The sequence below is a fragment of the Lipingzhangella rawalii genome (assembly GCF_031628175.1).
Lineage (GTDB): Bacteria > Actinomycetota > Actinomycetes > Streptosporangiales > Streptosporangiaceae > Lipingzhangella_A > Lipingzhangella_A rawalii.
Map to the genome: position 1 here is coordinate 490,296 of NZ_JAVLVT010000001.1, position 20,816 is coordinate 511,111.

General features: G+C 68.2%; 17 protein-coding genes. 9 read left to right on the forward strand and 8 right to left on the reverse strand.

Translation table 11 applies throughout. The features are described 5' to 3' along the window. Positions 1 to 168: 168 nt before the first annotated feature. Positions 169 to 603 (forward strand): hypothetical protein, encoded by a 435-nt coding sequence (locus tag RIF23_RS02215; RefSeq protein WP_310910621.1) that lies wholly within the window; start codon positions 169 to 171, stop codon positions 601 to 603. 192 nt (positions 604 to 795) lie between these two features. Here RIF23_RS02215 and RIF23_RS02220 read toward each other — a convergent pair whose 3' ends face one another. The 3 genes from RIF23_RS02220 to RIF23_RS02230 form a co-directional block, all read right to left on the reverse strand. After that, complete coding sequence (locus tag RIF23_RS02220; protein WP_310910622.1) at positions 796 to 1,827, reverse strand: SGNH/GDSL hydrolase family protein; 1,032 nt, start codon at positions 1,825 to 1,827, stop codon at positions 796 to 798. Positions 1,828 to 2,251: 424 nt separating this feature from the next. Further along, positions 2,252 to 3,757 carry an amidase gene (locus RIF23_RS02225; RefSeq protein WP_310910623.1) on the reverse strand — a complete coding sequence of 502 codons (1,506 nt, stop codon included), beginning with the start codon at positions 3,755 to 3,757 and terminating at the stop codon, positions 2,252 to 2,254. Between the two features lie 47 nt (positions 3,758 to 3,804). After that, on the reverse strand, positions 3,805 to 4,536 hold the full coding sequence (locus tag RIF23_RS02230; protein WP_310910624.1) for a metallophosphoesterase: 732 nt from the start codon (positions 4,534 to 4,536) through the stop codon (positions 3,805 to 3,807). Between the two features lie 283 nt (positions 4,537 to 4,819). Between RIF23_RS02230 and RIF23_RS02235 the strand changes: the two genes are divergently transcribed. The 3 genes from RIF23_RS02235 (at position 4,820) to RIF23_RS02245 (ending at position 7,825) form a co-directional block, all read left to right on the forward strand. After that, entirely contained in the window at positions 4,820 to 5,821 is a 1,002-nt protein-coding gene (locus RIF23_RS02235) for a FecCD family ABC transporter permease (protein WP_310910625.1), read from the forward strand. An 11-nt stretch (positions 5,822 to 5,832) separates the two neighbouring features. Then, positions 5,833 to 6,903: a FecCD family ABC transporter permease gene (locus RIF23_RS02240; RefSeq protein WP_310911213.1), complete on the forward strand. Its 1,071-nt coding sequence runs from the start codon at positions 5,833 to 5,835 to the stop codon at positions 6,901 to 6,903. A gap of 106 nt (positions 6,904 to 7,009) precedes the next feature. Further along, positions 7,010 to 7,825, forward strand: coding sequence for a siderophore-interacting protein (locus RIF23_RS02245; protein WP_310910626.1), 816 nt, complete (start codon positions 7,010 to 7,012; stop codon positions 7,823 to 7,825). Between the two features lie 48 nt (positions 7,826 to 7,873). Here RIF23_RS02245 and ddaH read toward each other — a convergent pair whose 3' ends face one another. Beyond that, positions 7,874 to 8,650: a dimethylargininase gene (ddaH, locus tag RIF23_RS02250; RefSeq protein ID WP_310910627.1), complete on the reverse strand. Its 777-nt coding sequence runs from the start codon at positions 8,648 to 8,650 to the stop codon at positions 7,874 to 7,876. 219 nt (positions 8,651 to 8,869) lie between these two features. On the opposite strand from ddaH, the gene RIF23_RS02255 reads away from it, so the two are divergent. Then, positions 8,870 to 9,277, forward strand: coding sequence for a RidA family protein (locus RIF23_RS02255; protein ID WP_310910628.1), 408 nt, complete (start codon positions 8,870 to 8,872; stop codon positions 9,275 to 9,277). A gap of 19 nt (positions 9,278 to 9,296) precedes the next feature. Here the strand turns inward: RIF23_RS02255 and RIF23_RS02260 are convergent, their stop codons facing one another. After that, positions 9,297 to 11,075, reverse strand: a complete 1,779-nt coding sequence (locus RIF23_RS02260; protein WP_310910629.1) for a serine/threonine-protein kinase — start codon at positions 11,073 to 11,075, stop codon at positions 9,297 to 9,299. Positions 11,076 to 11,150: 75 nt separating this feature from the next. Then, on the reverse strand, positions 11,151 to 12,143 hold the full coding sequence (locus tag RIF23_RS02265; RefSeq protein WP_310910630.1) for an aldo/keto reductase: 993 nt from the start codon (positions 12,141 to 12,143) through the stop codon (positions 11,151 to 11,153). A gap of 388 nt (positions 12,144 to 12,531) precedes the next feature. Here RIF23_RS02265 and RIF23_RS02270 point away from each other — a divergent pair, with 388 nt between their 5' ends. Then, positions 12,532 to 13,137 carry a septal ring lytic transglycosylase RlpA family protein gene (locus RIF23_RS02270; protein WP_310910631.1) on the forward strand — a complete coding sequence of 202 codons (606 nt, stop codon included), beginning with the start codon at positions 12,532 to 12,534 and terminating at the stop codon, positions 13,135 to 13,137. 36 nt (positions 13,138 to 13,173) lie between these two features. On the opposite strand, the gene RIF23_RS02275 is transcribed toward RIF23_RS02270, so the two are convergent. Then, a complete protein-coding gene (locus RIF23_RS02275) occupies positions 13,174 to 13,473 on the reverse strand; it encodes a hypothetical protein (protein ID WP_310910632.1) in 300 nt (99 codons plus the stop codon). 147 nt (positions 13,474 to 13,620) lie between these two features. Then, positions 13,621 to 14,949, reverse strand: a complete 1,329-nt coding sequence (locus RIF23_RS02280) for a flavin monoamine oxidase family protein (RefSeq protein WP_310910633.1) — start codon at positions 14,947 to 14,949, stop codon at positions 13,621 to 13,623. A gap of 348 nt (positions 14,950 to 15,297) precedes the next feature. Here RIF23_RS02280 and RIF23_RS02285 point away from each other — a divergent pair, with 348 nt between their 5' ends. The 3 genes from RIF23_RS02285 (at position 15,298) to dnaE (ending at position 20,754) form a co-directional block, all read left to right on the forward strand. Then, positions 15,298 to 15,771 carry a hypothetical protein gene (locus RIF23_RS02285; RefSeq protein ID WP_310910634.1) on the forward strand — a complete coding sequence of 158 codons (474 nt, stop codon included), beginning with the start codon at positions 15,298 to 15,300 and terminating at the stop codon, positions 15,769 to 15,771. A 62-nt stretch (positions 15,772 to 15,833) separates the two neighbouring features. Continuing rightward, on the forward strand, positions 15,834 to 17,042 hold the full coding sequence (locus RIF23_RS02290; protein ID WP_310910635.1) for a site-specific integrase: 1,209 nt from the start codon (positions 15,834 to 15,836) through the stop codon (positions 17,040 to 17,042). Positions 17,043 to 17,193: 151 nt separating this feature from the next. Then, positions 17,194 to 20,754 carry a DNA polymerase III subunit alpha gene (gene dnaE / locus RIF23_RS02295; RefSeq protein ID WP_310910636.1) on the forward strand — a complete coding sequence of 1,187 codons (3,561 nt, stop codon included), beginning with the start codon at positions 17,194 to 17,196 and terminating at the stop codon, positions 20,752 to 20,754. The last annotated feature ends 62 nt before the right edge of the window (positions 20,755 to 20,816 follow it).

The window sequence follows — 20,816 nt, forward strand, 5'->3', positions numbered from 1 at the left end:
TCCCGCCACGGGGCCAGGTTAGCCGGTCCGGGCGCGTTGGCCAGCCAGGTGTCGCGACCCGTCGGAGGCTTGGGTACGTTCCAGACAGCCGGGGCCGCATGGTTGCGGACGAACGCCCCACGGGCACCCCAAAAACTCCATGGCATGAACGGGAAGGCGCGATCTGGGATGAGTGAGCACGGATGGCCGGAGGACGATCGGCTGACAGAGCGGCAACGTCGCCTGGTCGAGGAGGAGCGGCGTCGCCAGGAAGAGGAGGGCTACGCCGATCCTGGTGGTGGTCAGGGCCCGGATGAGGCTACCCCACCAGGCGAAGGGCCGCGGCCACCCCGGCAGCCGCAGGGTGGGAAACCCCGGGGTGGGGCGATGTCGGGGTGCGGCTGCTGTTCCGGTGTGGGCTGTCTGGTCACTGTGGCTGTGCTCCTTGGGCTGGGCCTGGTGGTGTTCTTGTTGCCGTTGGACACGGTCTTCGGTGCGGACAACGTGTGTGGTTCGGCCACGGCCGTGGAGTGCCTCCAGGACGGATACGACGCGGTGGGCGAGGTCGTTGAGTTCGTGGAATCCATCCCCGAGGGGATCGGTGAGGTGTTCGACGCCGGCTGACCCGGGCTGGTGCGGGGCGCCGCGGCGTTGGGCATGCGATCCGGGTGGCCACTGTCGCCCCGGGACGCACGGGCGGATTCGAGCCAGGGCACCCACTGTTGGTGTGGGGGATCGGAGGTCAGGCCCTGCGGGACACACGACCATGGCCGGGGTGGTGTTGCCTCGGCCGAGGAATGGGGCAGGTGTGGCTGCTCAGGCCGGTGCCCGCTCGGCGTAGCGCTCGCCCATGAGCTCCAAGCCCGCCTGGTCTGGATGCAGCCCGTCGAGCAGATGCGCGGTGTCGTCTTTTCCCAGTAGTTCCTGCCCGTCGATGTAGTGCAGGGCCGTGTCTCCGCGGCGGCGCCGCGTGTGCACGACCTCGGCGAGAATGTCGCGCATCTGTTCCAGGGTGAGATCACCGGAGGCGCGGAACAGGGACTGGCCGTTCAGGTCGATGACGGTGTCGGTGGAGGCTTCGCGCGGGGGGCTGTGAATGGGAGACACCACCGTGATCTGCGTGTATGGCTGACGGTACCGGATGGTAGCCAACAGGCCATGCACCGCGGGACGGAACGCGCGTTCGCGTTGGGACTGCCAGTTGTGCACGTTGATGCCCAGCTTCAGGGTGATGAACTCGGCGGGACGTTCGGCGATCATCTGCCCGACGAGGGGGTCGAGATGACACTCGCCGGCGAAGCCCAGGTTGGTGACCTCCCGTCTCAGTCGGCGCGCGGCCACCGCCGGCCAGGTTTGCGCTGGCGCCCCCAGCAGCCCATGCGTGATGCTGCTGCCGTAGACGATCCACCGTGGCGCGCCGGTGGGGTAGGGCGCTTCGATCTGCGCACCGTCCAACGAACCGAGGTCGTAAAGCCGTACTCCGGCCAGTTCCGGCAGCCACAGTTCGACGTTGTTCATCGTCCCCGCCGGTTCCACACCGTCGAAACGCACCACGCTGCGGTGGGGCGGACCGAGAACCACCGGTTGTACCCGCCCGTTGATGACGAGCTGGTAGGGCGGGTGTAGACCGTCGAGGCGTTCGGACTGGCCCACCGGCTCGACGTCCATGCCGAGCGCGCAGGCTGTGGTGCGAAACCGCAGCCGCACCCCGCTGCTGCCGCTGGCGGCGGCCACCAGGCGGGGATGATGCAGCTCCATGTCTTCGGGTGGTAGCCGCCAGGGGCGCAGGTAGTCCGTCCCGCGCTCCACACCAACGGCACCGACGATCTCGACCTGGTTCGGCACCATGTCGTTCGTCCTCCTCCCTGCGGGGGCCAAGCCAGGACGGGCGTCACGTCGCCCCGCAGGCAGCCCGTCCCGCGGTCCCGATCAACACGTCCGTCGGCGGGCACACCACCCCGTGGCCTCGGCCCCAGGGCTGGCCCCACCTTGCTGCCCGCCCTGGGGCCAGGATGGGCCTCTGGTCCGGCCCGCTGGCTCTGGGCGCCTTCACTGCTATCACTCTCCAGGGCCACCACCGGGGACTGCCATCCCGACAGTGGCCGGATGGTACTGCTGAACGTGTTCAGCCTTCCTGTGCTTGCCCGGCCACGGGACGGTCGGCGCTGGTGCCACATCATGCGGCCCCCGGTTTTCGACCCGAGCCGGGACGGCCGGTCGAGGCCCCGCTCACGGAGTTCCTCGTTGCCCGCGCGGGCCCCAGGGGTAGGGCCTAAGCCGGGCCGCGAGACAACAAGCTCAGCCCGGAGGGACGTCGGTGGGACCAGGGGCGGGCCTGTTCCAGCTGGTTGGCCAGGCGCAGCAGGAGACCTTCGCCGCCGGGCGGCGCCCCGAACTGAACACCGAGGGGAAGTCCGCTCTCGGTCCAGTGCAGGGGGACAGACATCGCCGGGGTTCCGGTGAGGTTGGCGAGCTGGGTGAAGGGGGTGGCGGCGAGGTTGGTGCGAACCTCGCGCAGCACCAGATCGGTGGCGGCCACGATCCGTTCGGCGTGGGCGCGCACCAGGAGCCGTTCGGCGTTGCGTAGCCACTCCGGCGGGTCGAGCCGGCCGATCGTGACCGGGGGGCCGGCGATGGTGGGGGTGAGCAGCAGATCGTAGGTGCGGTGGAAGTTGAGGAGCGCGCGGGTGTGGTCGTGCCAGCGGGTGTGGGCGCGCACGTAGGTTGCCGCGGAGGTGGCGCGGCCGGTGGCCGCCAGCATCAGCGAGTCGGGTTCGAAGGCACTGTCCGTACAGCCGGTGGTGGATTTGACCCAGTCCACCAATGCGGCCATCTGCGCGAACCACATGGTCAGAAAGTCGTCGGTGAGTGCGTGACCGTCGATGTCGGGTTCGGCTTCCTCCACCTCGTGTCCCAGTTCGGCCAGCAACGTGGCGGTGGAGGTGACCGCGGTGTGGGCTTCCGGATGTACGCGGCTGTCCAGTGGGGAACGGGTGGTGACGCCGATGCGCAGTCGGCCGGGCTCGCGGTCGAGTTCGGCGCGGTAGCTGCGTTCGGGTGGGGCGATGGCGAACGGTGCCGTGGGCTCGGGGCCGGCCATGATGTCCAACAGCAGGGCGCTGTCCCGTACGGTGCGGGTGATGACCCCGTTGACCGCGGCCCCGTGCATCGGGTCGCTCCAGCGGGGCCCGGTGGGGACCCGCCCTCGTCCCGGTTTGAGACCGAACAGGCCGCAGCAGGCCGCCGGGATTCGGATGGATCCGCCGCCGTCGTTGGCGCCGGCCGCCGGTGCGATGCCGGCGGCGACCGCGGCGGCTGAACCGCCGGAGGAACCACCGGGCGTGTGGTTCAGGTTCCACGGGTTGCGGGTGGGGCCGAAGGTCAGGGGTTCGGTGACGCCCTTGGCGCCGAACTCCGGCAGGTTGGTCTTGCCGAAGACCACCAGACCGGCGTCCAGCCAGCGGCGCACGATCTCGGCATGCTCGGGCACAGGCATGTCCCGCAGTGCGGCGTTGCCGGCAGAGGTCGGCCAGCCGCCGTAGTCCTGGAAAAGGTCCTTGATCAGGAAGGGAACCCCGGACAGTGGACCGGTGCCGGGCTTGGTGGCGACGTGGCGAGCCTCGGCGTACATCGGTACCACGATGGCGTTGAGGCTCGGGTTGACAGCCTCGGCGCGGGTGATCGCGGCCTCGGTGACCTCGGCGGCGCTGACCTCGCCGGTGTGGATCAGCTGGGCCAGCGCGGTCGCATCGTGGGCCTGGTACTCCTCAGCCTTCATAGGCGAGAACCTAGCACGCTGGGGGTGGGCGGCCCCACCCCCAGCGGCTACACCGCGCGGAAGTGTGTGGTGATGCGGCCGTGTTCGTAGGTATGGAAGGCGATGAGTGCGGGGTGGTCGTAGTCCTGGGGGTGTCCCTCTTCCCAGGCCAGTCGTACGGTGGAGGCCAGCCCGGGGGCGACCAGGAGGGGGCGGTTGGCGAAGGTGGTGACGGCGGGAGTGTGGGCGTGTCCGCACACCACGGCGACCACGTTTGGGTGTCGCTCCAGCAGGGCCGCCAGTTTCTCGGCCCCGTGCAGGGGCCACTGGTCCACGAACGGCATGTGCAGCGGCACCGGATGGTGGTGGAGGCACAGGAAGACGGGCTCGTCGGCGTTGTCGGCGAGGGTGTGGTCCAGCCAGGTGTGGGTGGCGGCGCTGAGTTCGCCGGCGTTGCTGCCGGGAATCACCGAGTCGAGGAGGACGAACACGACCCCGCCGTGGCGGTGCACGGCGTTGACGGGGGTGTCGCTCGCGGTGAGGCCGTGGAGGTGGCGGCGGTAGTTGGCCCTGTCGTCGTGGTTGCCGGGCAGGGTCAGGATAGGGCTGGGGCCGAGCAGGAGCTGGCGGGCATGGGCATATTCCTCGGGCGTGCCGCGGTGGGTGATGTCGCCGGTGATCAGGACGAGATCCGGGGGTGTTGCCAGCCGGGCAATGTGGTCGAGGGCGCGGGTGGTGCGTTCCTGAGTGCGCGTGCCCCCGTCGATGTGGGTGTCGCTGAGGTGAGCCAGAACCAACACGAGTGGGCTCCTTGGTGGGTCGGCGCTCGGTGGCGCGTCGACACGTCACGGTAGCGTCCGGTCGATACCGATGCACACACCGTAGGTTGTGCCAGCTGTGCGGGGAGGTGATCCCCGCACGCGGCGGTGTGTCGGGGTCTGTAGGGAGTGCGACGGGCGACGGGCGCTGTCTGGTCCTGGTGCCGGGTGAGCGCGGCCTACGTGCACCCCCACCCCCCACCTCTGACAGATATAGGTTAGGCTTCGCTAAGTCCATCCTCGGTTCGTGTGACGGGAATCTGTGGTGCCGCGACGTCTGATCCGCTTGGCCACACTGGTGGCCGCGCTGGGAGTGCTGGGGCTGTGTGTGCTGCTCAGTATTGCTGTGGGCGCCAACGCGATCACACCGGCCACTGTCGGCGCGGCGCTGGTGCACAATGACGGCTCCTATGAGCACACCGTCATTCACGAGCTTCGCATCCCGCGCACCGTGTTGGGGGTATGTGTCGGGGCCGCACTGGGCCTGGCCGGAGCGCTGATGCAGGCGTTGACCCGCAATCCACTGGCTGAGCCCGGGATTCTCGGTGTGAACTCCGGGGCGGCGGCCGCCGTGGTCCTTGGCATCTTCGTGTTCGGTATCACCAGCCCCGACGACTACGTGTGGCTGGCGTTCGTCGGGGCTGGTATCGCCGCGGCCGTGGTGTACATCCTGGGAACCCGGGGCAGTGGCCAGGCGTCGCCGGTGCGCCTGGCGTTGGCGGGCACCGCGGTTGCTGCGGTCCTCCAAGGCCTGATCCACGGAGTCATCGTCCTCAACGATTTCGTCTTCGACCGCGTGCGGTTCTGGCAGGTCGGCTCCCTGACCGGTCGTGACGTGGACATGCTCGTCCTCGTGGGGCCCTTCCTCGCGGTGGGCCTGGTTCTGGGGCTGCTGTTGGGGCCGTCGCTCAACGCCATGGCTCTGGGGCAGGACGTAGCCACGGCGCTGGGGGCGCGCACCGCACGCACCCGCATGGTCACCGCGCTCGCGATCGTCCTGCTGTGCGGGGCGGCCACGGCCGTTGCGGGGCCGATCTGGTTTGTTGGACTGGTTGTTCCCCATATGGCCCGGGCCCTGGTGGGCATTGACCAGCGCTGGATTCTGCCCACCTCGGCGCTGCTGGCGGCAATCCTGCTGACCGGCGCCGACACGCTGGGGCGCATCGTCCTGCCCCAGGGGGAGCTCGAGGTTGGCATTATCACCGCCTTGGTTGGTGCCCCGGTGTTCATTGCCATGGTCCGGCGAAAGGAGTTGGCAGCTCTGTGACCCGCGAGACCATGTCCCCAGTACGCGCGGCACAGCCACCTCGGGGGGTGGTGCCGGGCCCTGTGTTGCACCGGGGCGGGATCGCCGTGATCGTGCATCCCCGTTCGGTTGTGGCGTGCCTGGCTCTGTTCCTGGTCTGCGTGATCGTGGGGGCAGCCTCCCTGGTTCTGGGGGACTATCCCGTCCCCCTGGAGCGGGTCCCCGCGGCACTGGCGGGGCGGGGCGAACACCTGGACGTGTTCTTCGTCCAGGGGGTGCGCCTGCCCCGCATGGTGACCGCGTTGTTGGTCGGCTTCGCGCTCGGTGTGGCGGGTGCGGTATTTCAGAGTTTGACCCGCAACCCCTTGGGCAGTCCCGACATCATCGGTTTCACCGGGGGAGCGGCGACCGGCGCCGTCGCGGTGATTCTGGTGGTGGGCGGCACGATGACCCACGTGTCACTCGGCGCGGTCGCCGGGGGGATGATCACCGGTCTGGTTGTGTACCTGCTTGCGATGAAGCAGGAGGTGCAGGGGTATCGGCTGGTCTTGGTGGGGATCGGGGTCAACGCCATGTTGTTGGCGGTGCGCGACTACCTCCTCACCCGCGCCGAGCTCACGGACGCGATGAGCGCCCAGGTGTGGATGGTGGGCAGCCTCAATGGTCGTGGCTGGGGCGAGGTTGGTGCCATCCTGGTCGGTGTCGTTGTGCTGACGCCGGTGTTGGTGAGTCTGGCGCCGCACCTACGGCTGATGGAGATGGGGGCCGACACCGCCCGGGGGCTGGGGGTGGCTCCCCAGCGCACCCAGACGGTGGCGCTGCTGGTGGCGACGGCCCTCACCGGTGCGGCCATCGCCGTGTCCGGGCCGATCTCGTTTGTCGCGCTGGCCGCGCCCCAGCTGTTTCGGCGTCTGGCCCGCACCACCGGCCCCAGTCTGGTTGGGGCCGGAACGATGGGAGCAAGTCTCCTGGTCACCGCGGACCTGCTCGCCCAGCATGGCCTTCCGGACAACCAGCTGCCCGTGGGCGTGGTCACGGCTGTGGTGGGGGGCAGTTATCTCGTGTGGTTGCTGTACCGGGAGTGGAGCAGTGGCCGGGCTTGAGGGGTGGTCCCTGCGGGGACCGAGCCGTTCCGGTTCCGCACACACCCCAAGTGAGTTAAGGTAAGGCTTACCTAGTTTAAGGTTAGCCTTAGTTAAGGATCATTGGATGTCTGTTGCTTCGTCCCGCGTCGAGCTGTACCCGGTGCAGGCCCGTCAACTCTCCGTGCGCACCGCCCACCGCCTCACCCCCCGCATGATCCGCATAGTCCTCACTGGAGCAGAACTGTCCGGCTTTCGCACCGACAACCACGACGACCACGTCAAACTCTTCTTCCCCGACGAGAACACGGGACAGTTGTGGCTTCCCCAGCCCGATGCCGAGGGCCACTGGAACTTCCGCGACCCAAACCTGACCTTCCGCGACTACACCGTGCGGCACTACGCCCCGGAACGCGCGGAGCTGACCATCGACTTCGTCGCCCACGACCACGGCCCCGCGGGGCGCTGGGCGCTCCATGCCACCCCCGGTGACCGCATCGGCGTCCTGGGCCCCCGCGGCACCCGTCACCTCGACCGCACCGCCGACTACTACCTCATCGTCGCCGACGAAACAGGACTTCCCGCCGCTGCCCGTCTCCTGGAGGAACTTCCCGCACACAGCACCGCCCTCGCCTTCCTGGAGGTCGCCGCCCCCAGCGAGGAGCAGACCATCACCACCGCGGCCACGACCCACATCACGTGGCTTAGTCGCGACGGCGCGCCGGCCGGATCCAGCAGCCTGCTCCACCAGGCACTGCGTACCACCCCCCTCCCACCGGGCACCGGAATCGCCTGGTGCGCCGGGGAAGCGCTCACCCTTAAGCCGCTGCGCCGCATCCTCAAAGAACAGGGCTTCGTGCGGGGCCACAACGCCGAGATCGATGGCTACTGGCGTCGTGGAGCCAACAACCGGGACCACCACCTGGCTGCGGAGGCCGCCTGAGTCCCGTCCCCGAGCCCCTGCGGGGCGCCACCAGCGCCCCGCATCGCCTCACCCCGTGCCAGGCAGCAGCACACTGAGGCAGGTGACACATCCTTCGAGCTTCTCGAACTCGCTGATGTCCACAACCCGCGGGACGAAACCGAGATCGGCGAGTTCCGCAGCAGTGCGGGGAGCCGCGGCACTGATGAGCACCTCGTCCCCGCCCAGGGGCACCACATGGCAGCCGGCCTCCTCAACGACCACACGGGGGTGGGGGAGCGCCCCCGCAGCCCAGTGGTCGGACCGTACCAGCATCGTTCCGTCCGGTAACGCCGTCGCCGCCGACTTCAGATGGAGTACCGCACCCAGACGCACCGGCACAACCGTACGTCCCCGGGGGTGCAGCAGCCGGCCCAGCTGCCGGATGCCCTCGCTGTTGGTACGGCCGCTGCGTCCCACATAGACGGTGGTGCCCACCTGGAGCACGTCCCCACCGTCCAGGGTGGCCGGCGCCTCGATGCGAGCCAGCTCCATCCCGAGCCCGGCCAGGGCCCGTTCGACCCCGACCAGCTCGCCGCGCCGCCGGTCATCGCCGCACCGTGTCAGCACCGCCAGGTCGTCACAGACCACCACGGTGTCCTCCACGAACACCGAATCCGGGTGGTCGGGCGCCGGTTCCACCTCCCGCAGCTGCCACCCGGCGGCCTCCACAACGGCGCAGTAGGCCGAGAACTGCTCGCGTGCCACATCCACATCAACCGGACTCCGGTCGATGTGGGTGACGATGCCCTCCGCCAGGAGGGGACTGGGCGCACGCACCAGGGCTCGGGGCTGGACTCTGGACACGGTGGTTCCCTTCGCCGGTCCCGGGGGCGACCGTGCTCAGCTTACTGCGCGCCACCCCACCACACCGAGGAAAGGTCCCCTTCGTGCCTCGGCCAGCCTCCGCGAGCGTGGGATCAGGAACCACAGCCACGCGCCCCCGCGGGGTGGGCGGGAACTCTCGCTGCGCATGCCCCGTTGTGCCACATACGTGCCACAGCCATCCCCAGGGGAGAGGTCTCTATGCCGGAATCCGTGACACTCGTTCGCAGCGACACACTCACCGACCAGGTGGACTATGCCTACGCCGCCGTCGTGGATCTGCCGTCGGCGCGAGCGGTGTGGACGGCAGGAGCCTGCCCCCTGGATACCGACGGAAATACGGTTGCCCCCGGCGACTACGTCGGCCAAGCGCACCAGGTCATGCACAATCTGAAGGCTGCCTTGGACAGCGCCGGGGTCGACCGAACCGACATCGTCAAGACCACCGTCTACGTGGCGTCCGCAGACCAGGGAGACCTGGTGGCAGCCTGGACTGTGGTGCGCTCGCACCTGGGGGAGCACGACCCACCCAGCACCCTGCTCGGGGTCGCCGCCCTCGGCTACGACCACCAACTCGTGGAGGTCGAGGCCGTGGCCCTGGCCCGGTAGCCCGCGGGCTCGCCCCGGTTCACGACCGGGCGTCGGCCAGCACCGCGGGCAGCTCGTCGGTGTTCCACTCGTCGACGATGTAGACCTCTTCCTCGGGCAGGTACCAGTCCCGTTGCACGTAGGTCTGCTGCTGGCCCCCTGCCTCCTGGCCAGCGCCAAAGCACGGACGCAGCCACTCGCGGTAGTGAGCCTCATGCTCACCGACCGCGGCAAAGTCCTCGGACTGCACATCCGTATCCTGGCCCGCAGTCATCGGTGTCTCGGACATCTCCATGGCCGGGTGACACGGTGGTGCCTCCCCGGTCAGGGGGTGGGCCGGATGGTCCTGACTCAGCGGTTCGGCGAGACTGGCCACGGCCGGCTCGTCGGCGAACTGATCCAGCCCCTGGATGCGCTCCGGCCCGTAGAAGACGATCACACCGCATTCGCTGAGCGCGGCAATGTAGGTATCGCGAATCCCTGCTTCCGTGCAGGCCGGGTTGTTGGTGTCGATCTCGAGTGCGCCCGGCACGCTCACCCCCGCGGTCTGCACGTCCACATCCCAGTCGTCGGGCACGTGCAGCGTCAGACTCCCGAACTGCACCGGCTGCCCCTCAGGATCGTCATCCGGGGAATCGGCAGGGCTCGGATCCACGGTGGGGGGCGTCTCGGGCGTACCTGCGTCCGCGTCTGGCTCCTCGGCCGCGCCCCCCACTCCGTTCAGGGCCAGGTAGCCGCCCAGGGCCAACGTCAGCACCACGGCCAGGCCGCCCCCCACCAGTGCCACGCGCCACCCGGGCCGATGCCGCGCCGGACCCGAGCCGGAGTCAACACCGCCGTCCGCGCTGTCCGCGCTGCCCGGCGCTCCCTCCTCGACGGGGACGTCCTGGCCCGAGAACCACCCCGATGCTTCGGATTCTGGTTGGCGCGGTGGTGCCGAGGCAAGAGCACGCCACTGATGGGGATCGTGGCCGGCGCCGTCAATGTCACTCCAGGCGAGATCAAGCAGGTCACGCACCATCCAGGCGAAGGATTGCCGCGACCGTTCCTCCTCGGTGAAACCGGCGGCGGCCAACAGCGCGTCCGTGGCCCAGGCAGCGGTGGGCCGCAATGAGGCGGTATCGGCCAGGGCTTCGGCCACAATGGCGCGCAATCCCTCGGGAAGATCATCCTGGGCGGTCACATCCGACGCATTCTCTGGGGTCGCTGCGCCTGCGGCATCGACCACCAGGTGGGCCCAGTCCCGCATGTCCTGTGGAGCGCCTGTGGCGACATCAGCACCGGTTGCAAACGTAGCCAGGTCACCCGGCAGCAGGACCGGGCCGCTGGGGTTGAGAATCACGGATTCCGGCGTGAGGTCACCGTGGATGTTCCCGGCGGCGTGCAGGGCCGCCAGTGCCTCGGCAACCCCCACAGCCAACGACATCAGGTGCTGTTCGGGCAGGGGGCCGTAGCGACGAACGTAGGCTGCCAAGCTGTGTCCGGCCACGAATTCGGTAGCCAGCCAGGGAGGCTGGGCCGTGGGATCGGATTCCACGATGCGGGGCACACACGTCGCGCCGACCGCCTGCCGCCGCTCAACGGCCTGGGAGAACCACGACGGTGCCTCGCATTCGCCGTCCGGTCCGACCTCGAGGGTCTGGACCGCAAGACACGTAGCCGTCTTGGTCAGGGCGGCGAACACGGGGCCGGTCGGCGTGGCCGCCAGGCGTCCCACGACCCGTAACGACCCGATCCAGGCCGGATCGTCGTGTCGCAGCGCCGACATCCCCGGAGGAAGCTCCGGGGATGGTTCCTCGTGTGGCGCGTGGGGGGACATCGCACCTCCAGGTTCTCCACTGCCGCAGGACCAGTATTTCGTGACATGCGCCCATCGGAGAAGTCAGGGATCGGACTATAGACGCACCCGCCGCATCGGACCCGCGTCGTAGCGTGCTCCGGCCGCCACACCGACGGGGGCAGCCTGCTCGATCGTGGCCAGGTCGTCGATACTGAGTGTGATTTCCGCGGCCGCGAGATTGTCCTCGAGGTAGCTGCGACGTTTGGTTCCGGGAATCGCGACGATATCCGAGCCCTGGGCCAACACCCAGGCCAGAGCCAGCTGCGCCGAGGTGACCCCCTTGGCTTCCGCCAGCGCACACAGGCGCCCCACAACGGCTAGGTTGCGGTCCAGGTTCTCCTCCTGGAACCGGGGCATGCGGCGACGCCGGTCATCGTCGGGCAGGTCGGAGCCGCTGCGAATCGTGCCGGACAGCACACCCCGGCCTAGGGGGCTATAGGCCACAAGACCGATACCCAGCTCACGCAGGGTGGCCAATACCCCGTCGGTTTCGATGTCGCGGGTGAACAGTGAGTACTCGCTCTGGAGCGCGGTGACCGGGTGCACGGCATGGGCACGCCGGATCGTCTCCGGCGCGGCCTCGGAAATACCGAGGTACCGGACTTTGCCGGCCGTGACGAGTTCGGCCATGGCACCCCAGGTTTCCTCGATGGGCACGTCCGGGTCCACGCGGTGCTGGTAGTAGAGATCGATGTGGTCAACACCCAGTCGGCGCAGGGAACCGTCCAGCGCCTGGCGTAGATACTCGGGGCGACCGTTGACCCTTTCGGTTAGGCGGCCGTCGGGGCCGACCTCGATTCCGAACTTGGTGGCCAACACGATCCGTTCCCGGTGCGGCCGCAGGATCGGGCCGAGAAGCTCCTCGTTGCTCCAGGGGCCGTATATGTCCGCTGTGTCGAACATGGTGACCCCATGTTCCAGTGCCCGTTCGATGGTGCGTCGAGACTCCGCGTCGTCGCGGCCGCTGTAGGCGTAGGTCATTCCCATACAACCAAGCCCCAGTTCGGCCACGGTGAGTCCCTGGGTGCCCAGTTCTCGATTGCGCATGGTGGCTCCCCTCGGCGGTGTGGCTGATGTGCGTTGTGGGTGTGCGTCGCGTGGCTGCGATCCTACGGCCAGCCCTACGCCTGGCCGCGCCGCGGGCATGGCCGACTGCGGGAGCGGTGGGCCATGCCCCGTGGCTGGACGGTGGTGTGCCCGTGGGGGAGGGGAGTGGTGAGGTGCCGTCCCGCCGTCCGTGTCGAGGGATCCGGGGATGAGCCGACACACACCCACACATAACTCGGACATTTAGGTACATACTTCATAATCTGGTCTGCGATTCATCGAAACCGCCCCCGTTATTGACTCGTTATCCGTAGAGTGTGCAGCACGTGCCCGGCCCTGACTGTGGACCGTGGTACCCAACACCGACCCCGAGGCGAGGAACACAGCCGTGCGCAGCCAGCCCGCTGCACCATCGACATCCCGGCGCCGGCGCGGCCCCGTCGCACTGGGCGTCAGCGCCGCGACCGTGGCGGCCGTTGGATCCATGGTGGCCTGGTACGCCGCCGGATCCACTGGGGAGGCCCCACCGCCCTCCTCAGCCATGGTGGCCACACCATCCCTGTTTGCCGAGGACGCCTCCCTGGCCGATACCGCGCTGCCCACGTCCCAACGTGAGCGGGCGGAGCGGCAACAGGATCAGGCTCGTGCCCGGGGGCACCGCAGTACCGAGGACACCACGGAGGCCAGGCCGGGGGAGCCGGCGCACGAGGACGGGGCTGGCCGCTGCGAGGCGTCGAACTACTCCAACCCCCAGCCCACGGCCAACGGCGAGCGGTTCGACCCGGACGCGATGACGGCCGCGCACCGAACGCTTCCGTTCGACACCCGGGTCGAGGTCACCAATCCGGACACCGGCGCACAGGTCACCGTGCGCATCAACGACCGGGGGCCGTTCATCGAGGGACGGTGTCTGGACCTGTCCCGCGCGGCGTTCGACGAGATCGCAGACCTGGATCAGGGGATCACCACGGTGGAGTGGACCGTGGTGCAGTAGACGGCGCAAGCCACGCATCTCGCGCCGTTGCCGAGCTCAGTCCACCAGGGTCGTGGCGAAAGACTCGCCCACCTGAACCCGGAAGTGGAAGGTGGACATCGCACCGTCGACGATGACCGTGTAGTCGTCCTCACTGTGTCGGATCACCTGCCGGCGCTGCGGACGATAGGGATGCTGCGGCACGTGAGTGTGGGCCAGACGCCAGGCTTCGGCACGCGCGTCTTCCTGGTCGGTGAAGGCTACCTTGCGGCTCCAGTCGAGGACCTGACGGCCATTCTGCTGGCGGTTGCTCTCCTCCTCGATCAGCACCACCCAGTGTGTCTCCAGCTGGGTCACGCCCGGGATCCTCCCTCACTGCGTTGACGTCTGCCCGGCGATCCACGCCTGCGCGACGCAGGCGGGGCCGTGTCCATGGCCAGTCAGCCGACCCTACCCGACGGTCACCCAGGTGGGACACCGGACCCCCGCCCCGAACTCGCGGGGTCACAGCTGCTCAGCGACGGCACGGGCGGCGGCCTCCCCTGACCGCACCGCGCCTTCGAAGTACCCGTTCCACACGGTGGCGTACTCCGTTCCGGCCCAATGCAGCGGCCCGGTGACGGCCATGAGGTCAGCCCCGTGGCTCATCCAACCATGGGTGCCGAAGCGCGCGGAGAAACAGCCCTGGGTGAGCGATTCGGTCGACCAGTCGAACTCCACGAAGTCGGTGAACTCCCGCAGCTGTTGCCCGAACACGGGCAACAGACTCTCCACCACGGCCTGTGGGCGCTGGGTGGGGGAGAGGCGTCGCAACGCCAGGGCGTCGACCCCATAGGCGAAACCGGTCAGCACACCATGCTCGTCACCGGGAACGGTGTTGTCGACCGTCTCGGTGATGGAACCCGTGGAATGGTTGCTCTGCCCAGACAGTCCCGCCTCACGCCAGAACGGTGTGGGATACACCAGGTGAAGCTTGAGGCCGATACCGGGCAGCAACGACCGGAGGGCAATCTGCTTGGTCACCGGAAGTGGCGGGGAAAAATCCAGCTCGGGGACGATGTGGGCGGGGATGGCCATCACCAGCTGGCGTGCAGGAAACGTGTGGGTGTCGGTGTGCACGGTGACTCCGGTGTCCCACTCCACCCGGCGGGCCCGCTGGTTGTGGCGCACCACCTCGCTGCCCAGGGAGTCGGCCATGGCTTGGGCAATGGCCTGTGGGCCGCCGAACACCCGATCCTGCTGTGCCCCACCCCGCATGTTCAGTAGGCGTTCCACCCCGTTGCCACTGCGCACGTAGAACAGTAGCCCCAGCATAGACACCTCGGCCGCCTCGACGGTCTGGAGTCCGCCAGCCAGCATGCGCCCCACCAGGGCACGCTCGTCAGGCGTACCCACATCCTGGGCATCCAACCAACCGCGCAGAGTGATCGAGTCCCAGTAGGCGGCGTTCGCGCTGGCCCAGGGACGGTCCGGATCGATGTCGCGGGCCAGGTTGTCAACGCGTTGGAGGAGTCGATCCACCGCGGCAGGCGGTTCCTCAAGCTGACGGTCCCCGATCCGATAGACCGGGCTGCCGTGGCTGGCGGTGGGAAACGTTGCGATCCCGAACTCGGCGGCCAGTGCGTACATTGTCTCCTGTGTCGGCCCGAGCCACTGGCCGCCCAGGTCGATTTGGGTTCCGTTACTGAGGTAGCGCGTGTGGGTGCGGCCGCCGACTCGGTCCCGGGCCTCCAGCAGCACCACATCGTAGCCGCGCCGGGCGAGGGCACGAGCCGCAGACAATCCCGCGAAGCCTGCGCCCACCACGACCACATCATGCTGGCTGCGAGACATGACCGTCCTCTCCTGTTCGTTCCGTATCCATGGTCGACCTCGGGGCCCCGATCCGAATCCGCAGGACCCCAGGCCACGACAACTATACCGTCCAGACGGTATAGTTGTCACGGTCGTGTTCCAGGCGTAGTTCCTGCCTCCTGCCAACGCAGGACCCCGCGCGCCAAGCCCCACCACCAACGCGGCGGCGACCATCTCCGCTGCGCAGCAGCAGGCCCGCATTTGCCGAGGTGGAGTCCTTGGCCTGGAGGCGAACGTCAATCGAGGCAGGCCCACACCGCACCACCACGGGACATCACGTGAGGTCCTAGGCTGGCGGGCAGAGCCGGCAGCGATGCGGAGGAACGGGTGTCCCCGAAGAAGAAGCGTCCCCTCAGAAAGCGTTCCCGTGCACACACCCGGGATGCGCCCCCCACCCATGCCCCTACCGCGGCCGCCGACGAGGGAATGGAGCCCCCGATCGGTCCCCTGTCGGGGCTCCGCATCAGCCGCACCCCCGTGGCCATCGAACCGCGGGCCCGCTGGCCCGTCGCCGTGTGGGTTCTGCTGGTCCTGCTGTGGGCCGTCGGCACCCCCCTGTTCTTGCTGTTCACCCTTGCCGAAGGGTTCTGGGCCCAGACCCAACCCGAGGTCCCCCAATCGTCGGTTACCGCGTTGCGCGGCTATGTCGCCGCGATGGTGGTGTGTGGCGTGTTCGCCCCGCTGGTCGGGTCCGGCCTGGCGTTGTGGCTACGTCGACGGATCGCCGCCGCCCTGTTCGGGTGTGCGCTGCTGCTCTCCATCGGCTTCGGCATCTGGCTCACGCTGTTGGGGCCGAGCTGAGGTCTGCGCCACACAGTCCTCCTCCGGCGACATACCCGCCCGTGATCGGCCACCCTGGGATCGTGACCGACACCAGCCCCACGGCGGAAACCCTCCCGGCCGAAGTTCGTACCCGCCTGCACCAGACCAACCCCGGCAGTGTTCTCGTGGACACCGCCGCACTGGACACCGTCCGGCAGCGTTTCGACGACCAGCAGGCCAGCACCCTGGCCCGCTACCTCAGCTCCGCGCAGTCGCCCAACACCCTGCGGGCCTACCGTGCCGACTGGCTCACCTTCTGCCGCTGGTGCCTGGCCGAGGGTCGCCAGTCCCTACCTGCCGACCCGGTCGACGTCGCCGTGTTCCTCGCGGCCGGAGCCCACGCCGAACGCGACGGGGTCTGGGCCCTGTCCCCCGCCACCCTCGAGCGCCGTGCCGCGGCCATCGCCGCAGTGCACGGGGCCCACGGCCTGGCGGCACCCACCCGCAGTGACGTGGTGCGCATGACCCTTCGGGGCATCCGTCGTCAGCGGCGCAGCCAGCCCAGCCGCAAACGCCCGGTGGTGGTGGACACCCTGGAGGCGCTGCTGGACTGCCGCCCGGCCCCAGGTTTTCCCGGTGGCGTGACGCGACGACGGGACGCCTGGCTGCTCCTGGCCGGTTTCGCCGGTGCGCTCCGCCGAAGCGAACTGGCGGGAGTGACCTGTGACGACATCACGGTCGGCGCAGAGCCGGCCACGGGCGATCCCCTGCTGGTGCTCCACCTGGCCGCAACCAAGACCGATCCCCAGGCGCGCCGTGGCCAGCAGGTCGCGCTGCCACGGGGCCGCCAGGTGCGCACCTGCCCGGTGTGCGCCTACGCCGCCTGGGTGGAGGTCCTGGAGGCCCACCACGACGGGGGCAGCACGGCGGTGCGCACGCTCCTCGACACCGAGGCTCGCACACGGTCCCAGCACCGCTGTGTCGGCTTCAGCGGCACCCGACTCGCCGACGGATCCGGCCAGCCGGTACTGCGTGGGGTGAACCGCCACGGCCACATCGCCGACCGCGCCCTCACCGGCCGCTCGATCGCGCGGATCGTCCAACGGTACGCCGCCAGTGCCGGCGAGGACCCGGCCCAGTTTGGAGGGCACTCGCTACGCGCGGGTTTCGCAACCCAGGCCGCGCTGAGTGGCGCGGCCGACCGCGAGATCATGCGTCAGGGCCGGTGGTCCAATGCACGCACCGTCCATGACTACATCCGTACCGCCCATCCGCTCGACGACAATGCCGTGACCCGTCTCGGGTTGTAATCCCCGCAGCCCAACGACGTCGCTAGCAGGTGGAAGCGGTGGGACACGGGACGCGTGCGGGGAGGAACAGTACCCACGGTGTGTGGGTGGTGCGCGTTAGGGTGGAGGCTCACTTCCCGCTTGCTCATTTCCCGCTTAGAGGAGCTGTGTCGTGGCCGATTCCTTCGCTCACCTGCATGTGCACACCGAGTTCTCCATGCTGGACGGGGCCGCCAAGCTCGTGCCGTTGTTCGCGGAGGCCGAGCGGATGGGCATGCCCGCGGTGGCGATGACCGACCACGGCAATATGTTCGGCGCCTACGAGTTCTACCAGCAGGCCCAGAAACACGCGGTCAAGCCGATCATCGGGATCGAGGCCTATGTGGCCCCGGAGTCACGGTTCCACAAGAAGCAGGTGTTCTGGGGGCGCGCCCGTGACGGCGACGATGCGGCCGAGGGCGGCAAGGACATCTCGGGTAAGGGCCGTTATCTCCACATGACGATGTGGGCCCGCAACGCCACCGGGCTGCGCAACCTGTTCAAACTGTCCTCCCTGGCCTCCATCGAGGGCTACTACATGAAGCCGCGTATGGACCTGGAGCTGATGTCGCAACACAGTGCGGGCATCATGGTCACGACCGGCTGCCCCTCCGGCGGGGTCCAAACCCGTCTGCGCCTGGGCCAGGAGCAGGAGGCCCTGGACTATGCCGCCCAGCTGCGCGACATCTTCGGTCAGGAGAACGTGTTCGTGGAGCTGATGGACCACGGACTGGACATCGAACGCGAGGTGCGCTCCGGGCTGTTGAAGGTGTCCAAGGACCTGGGGCTCAAACCCATCGTCACCAACGACAGCCACTACGTCACCGAGGACCAGGCCGGCGCCCACGACGCACTCCTGGCCGTGGGGGTGGGCAAGAACCTGGACGACCCCAACCGGTTCCGCTTCAACGGGTCGGGCTACTACCTCAAGAGCGCTGAGGAGATGCGCGGGCTCAACAATTTCGACGAGTGGAGCCAGGGGTGCGCCAACACGCTTCTGGTCAGCGAAATGGTGGAGGACGGCGCCTACGACGAGGTTTTCGCCCACCGTGACCTGATGCCACGATTCACGGTGCCCGAAGGGGAAACCCAGAGCACCGCGCTGCGCCGCATGATCGACGACAACATCCCGATGCGTTACCCCCAGGGGGCCAGTACGGAGGTGCGCGAACGCATCGAGCACGAGCTGGGCATCATCACCGAGATGGGCTTTCCCGCCTACTTCCTCGTGGTCGCCGACATCTGTCGCCACGCTCGCGACAACGGCATCGCCCTGGGGCCGGGGCGAGGGTCGGCCGCCGGCTCCATGGTGTCCTACGTGCTGGGGATCACGGACCTGGATCCCCTCGAGCACGGGCTCCTGTTCGAACGGTTCCTCAACCCCGAGCGGGTGTCGATGCCTGATATCGATCTGGACTTCGACGAACGTAAACGCGGCGACATGATCCGCTACGTCACCGACCTCTACGGAGAAGAGCGCGTCGCCCAGATTCTGACCTTCGGCGTCATCAAGGCCAAGGCCGCCATCAAGGACGCCACGCGCATCCTGGGCTTCCCCTACAACCTCGGCGACAAGATCACCAAGGCGTTCCCACCGCCGGTGGGCGGGGTGGAGATCCCCTTGGCTGCCGTGAACGACGAAAATCACGAACGCTACGCCGAAGCAACCGAGCTTCGCAGCCTCATCGAGTCCGAGCCCGATGTGCAGAAGGTCATGGAGACCGCCACCGGGCTCGAAGGGTTGACGCGTGGGACGGGCGTGCATGCCGCAGGCGTGATCCTGTCGGCTGAGCCGCTCATCGACGTGATCCCCGTCCACAAGCGCGATACGGACGGCGCGATCATCACCGGGTTCCCCTACCCGGAGTGTGAGGAAATGGGCCTGCTGAAGATGGACTTCCTGGGCCTGCGCAACCTCACCATCATCGACGATGCGGTGCACAACGTGCGCGCCAACGAAGGCGTCGACATCGACTGGCAACAGGTGCCCTTCACCGACCGCGCCACCTACGAGCTGCTCGCGCGTGGCGACACACTGGGTGTGTTCCAGCTGGACGGCACGGCGATGCGGGCGCTGCTGCGGCGGATGGCTCCCACCCAGTTTTCCGACATCACCGCGGTCAACGCCCTGTACCGGCCCGGGCCCATGGCGGCCAACGCCCACAACGACTACGCCGACCGCAAGAACAAGCGCCAAGAGGTCGTCCCGATCCATCCGGAGCTGAAACAGGCCCTGGATCCGATCCTGGACGAGACCCACCACCTGATCGTCTACCAAGAACAGATCATGGCCATCGCCCAGCAGCTGGCCGGCTACAGCCTCGGGGCCGCCGATCTGATGCGTCGGGCGATGGGCAAGAAGAAGAAGGAGGCGCTGGAGAAGGAGTACGTCACCTTCAGTGCCGGGATGCGCGACAACGGGTTCTCCCAGGATGCGATCGACACCCTGTGGGAGATCATGCTGCCCTTCTCGGGCTATGCCTTCAACAAGTCCCACGCGGCCGGCTACGCGATCCTGTCCTACCGCACCGCCTATCTCAAGGCCAACCATCCAGCCGCCTACATGGCCGCGCTGTTGACCTCGGTGGCTGATGACAAAGACAAGATGGCCGTGTATCTCGCCGAGTGTCGACGCATGGGCATCAATGTGCTGCCGCCCGACGTCAACGACTCGGGTCTGCGCTTCACCCCGGTCGGTTCCGACGTGCGTTTCGGCTTGGGTGCTGTGCGCAACGTCGGAACCAACGTGGTGGAGTCGATCATCGCCACCCGTGACGAGAAGGGCAAGTTCACCAGTTTCGCCGACTTCCTCACCAAGGTGGAACTGGGGGTGTGCAATAAGCGCGTTGTGGAATCACTGGTCAAGGCGGGCGCCTTCGATTCACTGGGGCACAGTCGCCAGGGGCTGCACCTCCAGCACGAACAGGCGATCGAAGCGGTGACCTCCACCAAACGCCAGGAGGCGATCGGGCAGTTCGACCTGTTCGGCGCCGTCGAGGACGAGGAAGCCGCCACGCCCCTGGGGCTGGATCTGGACTTCGACACCGAGGAGTGGCCCCGCAAGGAGATGCTAGCCCTGGAGCGGGAAATGCTGGGGCTGTATGTCTCCAGTCACCCACTGGCGGGGGCGGAACGGATCCTGGCCCGCAACTGCGACATGGCGATCGCCCGCGTTGTCGCCGGGGACAAGAGCGAAGGGGAGGTGCGCATCGCCGGCATGATCGCCAAGGTGGACCGGCGCACCAACAAGAACGGGCAGCCCTGGGCGATCATCACCGTGGAGGACCTGGACGCCAGTATCGAGGTCCTGTTCTTCGCCAAAACGTTCCCGCTGTACAGCGAGGAGCTGGTGGAAGATCGTGCGGTCACCATCAAGGGCCGGGTCAACGAGCGGGACGGAACCTACAGCCTGTTCGCTTCCGAACTCAGCCCTCTCGACATCTCCGACATCGCGATCGGCGAGGGCGAGCCGCCGGTCGTGTTGACTCTGGCAGAGCGCCAGATCACCCAAGAGCTGGTGCAGGAATTGAAGCGCTCCCTGACCGGGCATCGGGGCCAGACCCCGGTGCGGGTCAGGGTGACGGGCCCGGACACCTCCACAACGTGGTCACTTCCGGACTACCCGGTCACCCCTGGCCCCGAGTTCGCCGGTGAGGTCAAGAGCCTGCTGGGAGCGGAAGCCATCAGTTACTGAGCCCGCCGGCCCTCGCCGCGGCCTCGGCTGGTGCTGCGGCCGTGCACCCGGTTGCCCACCCG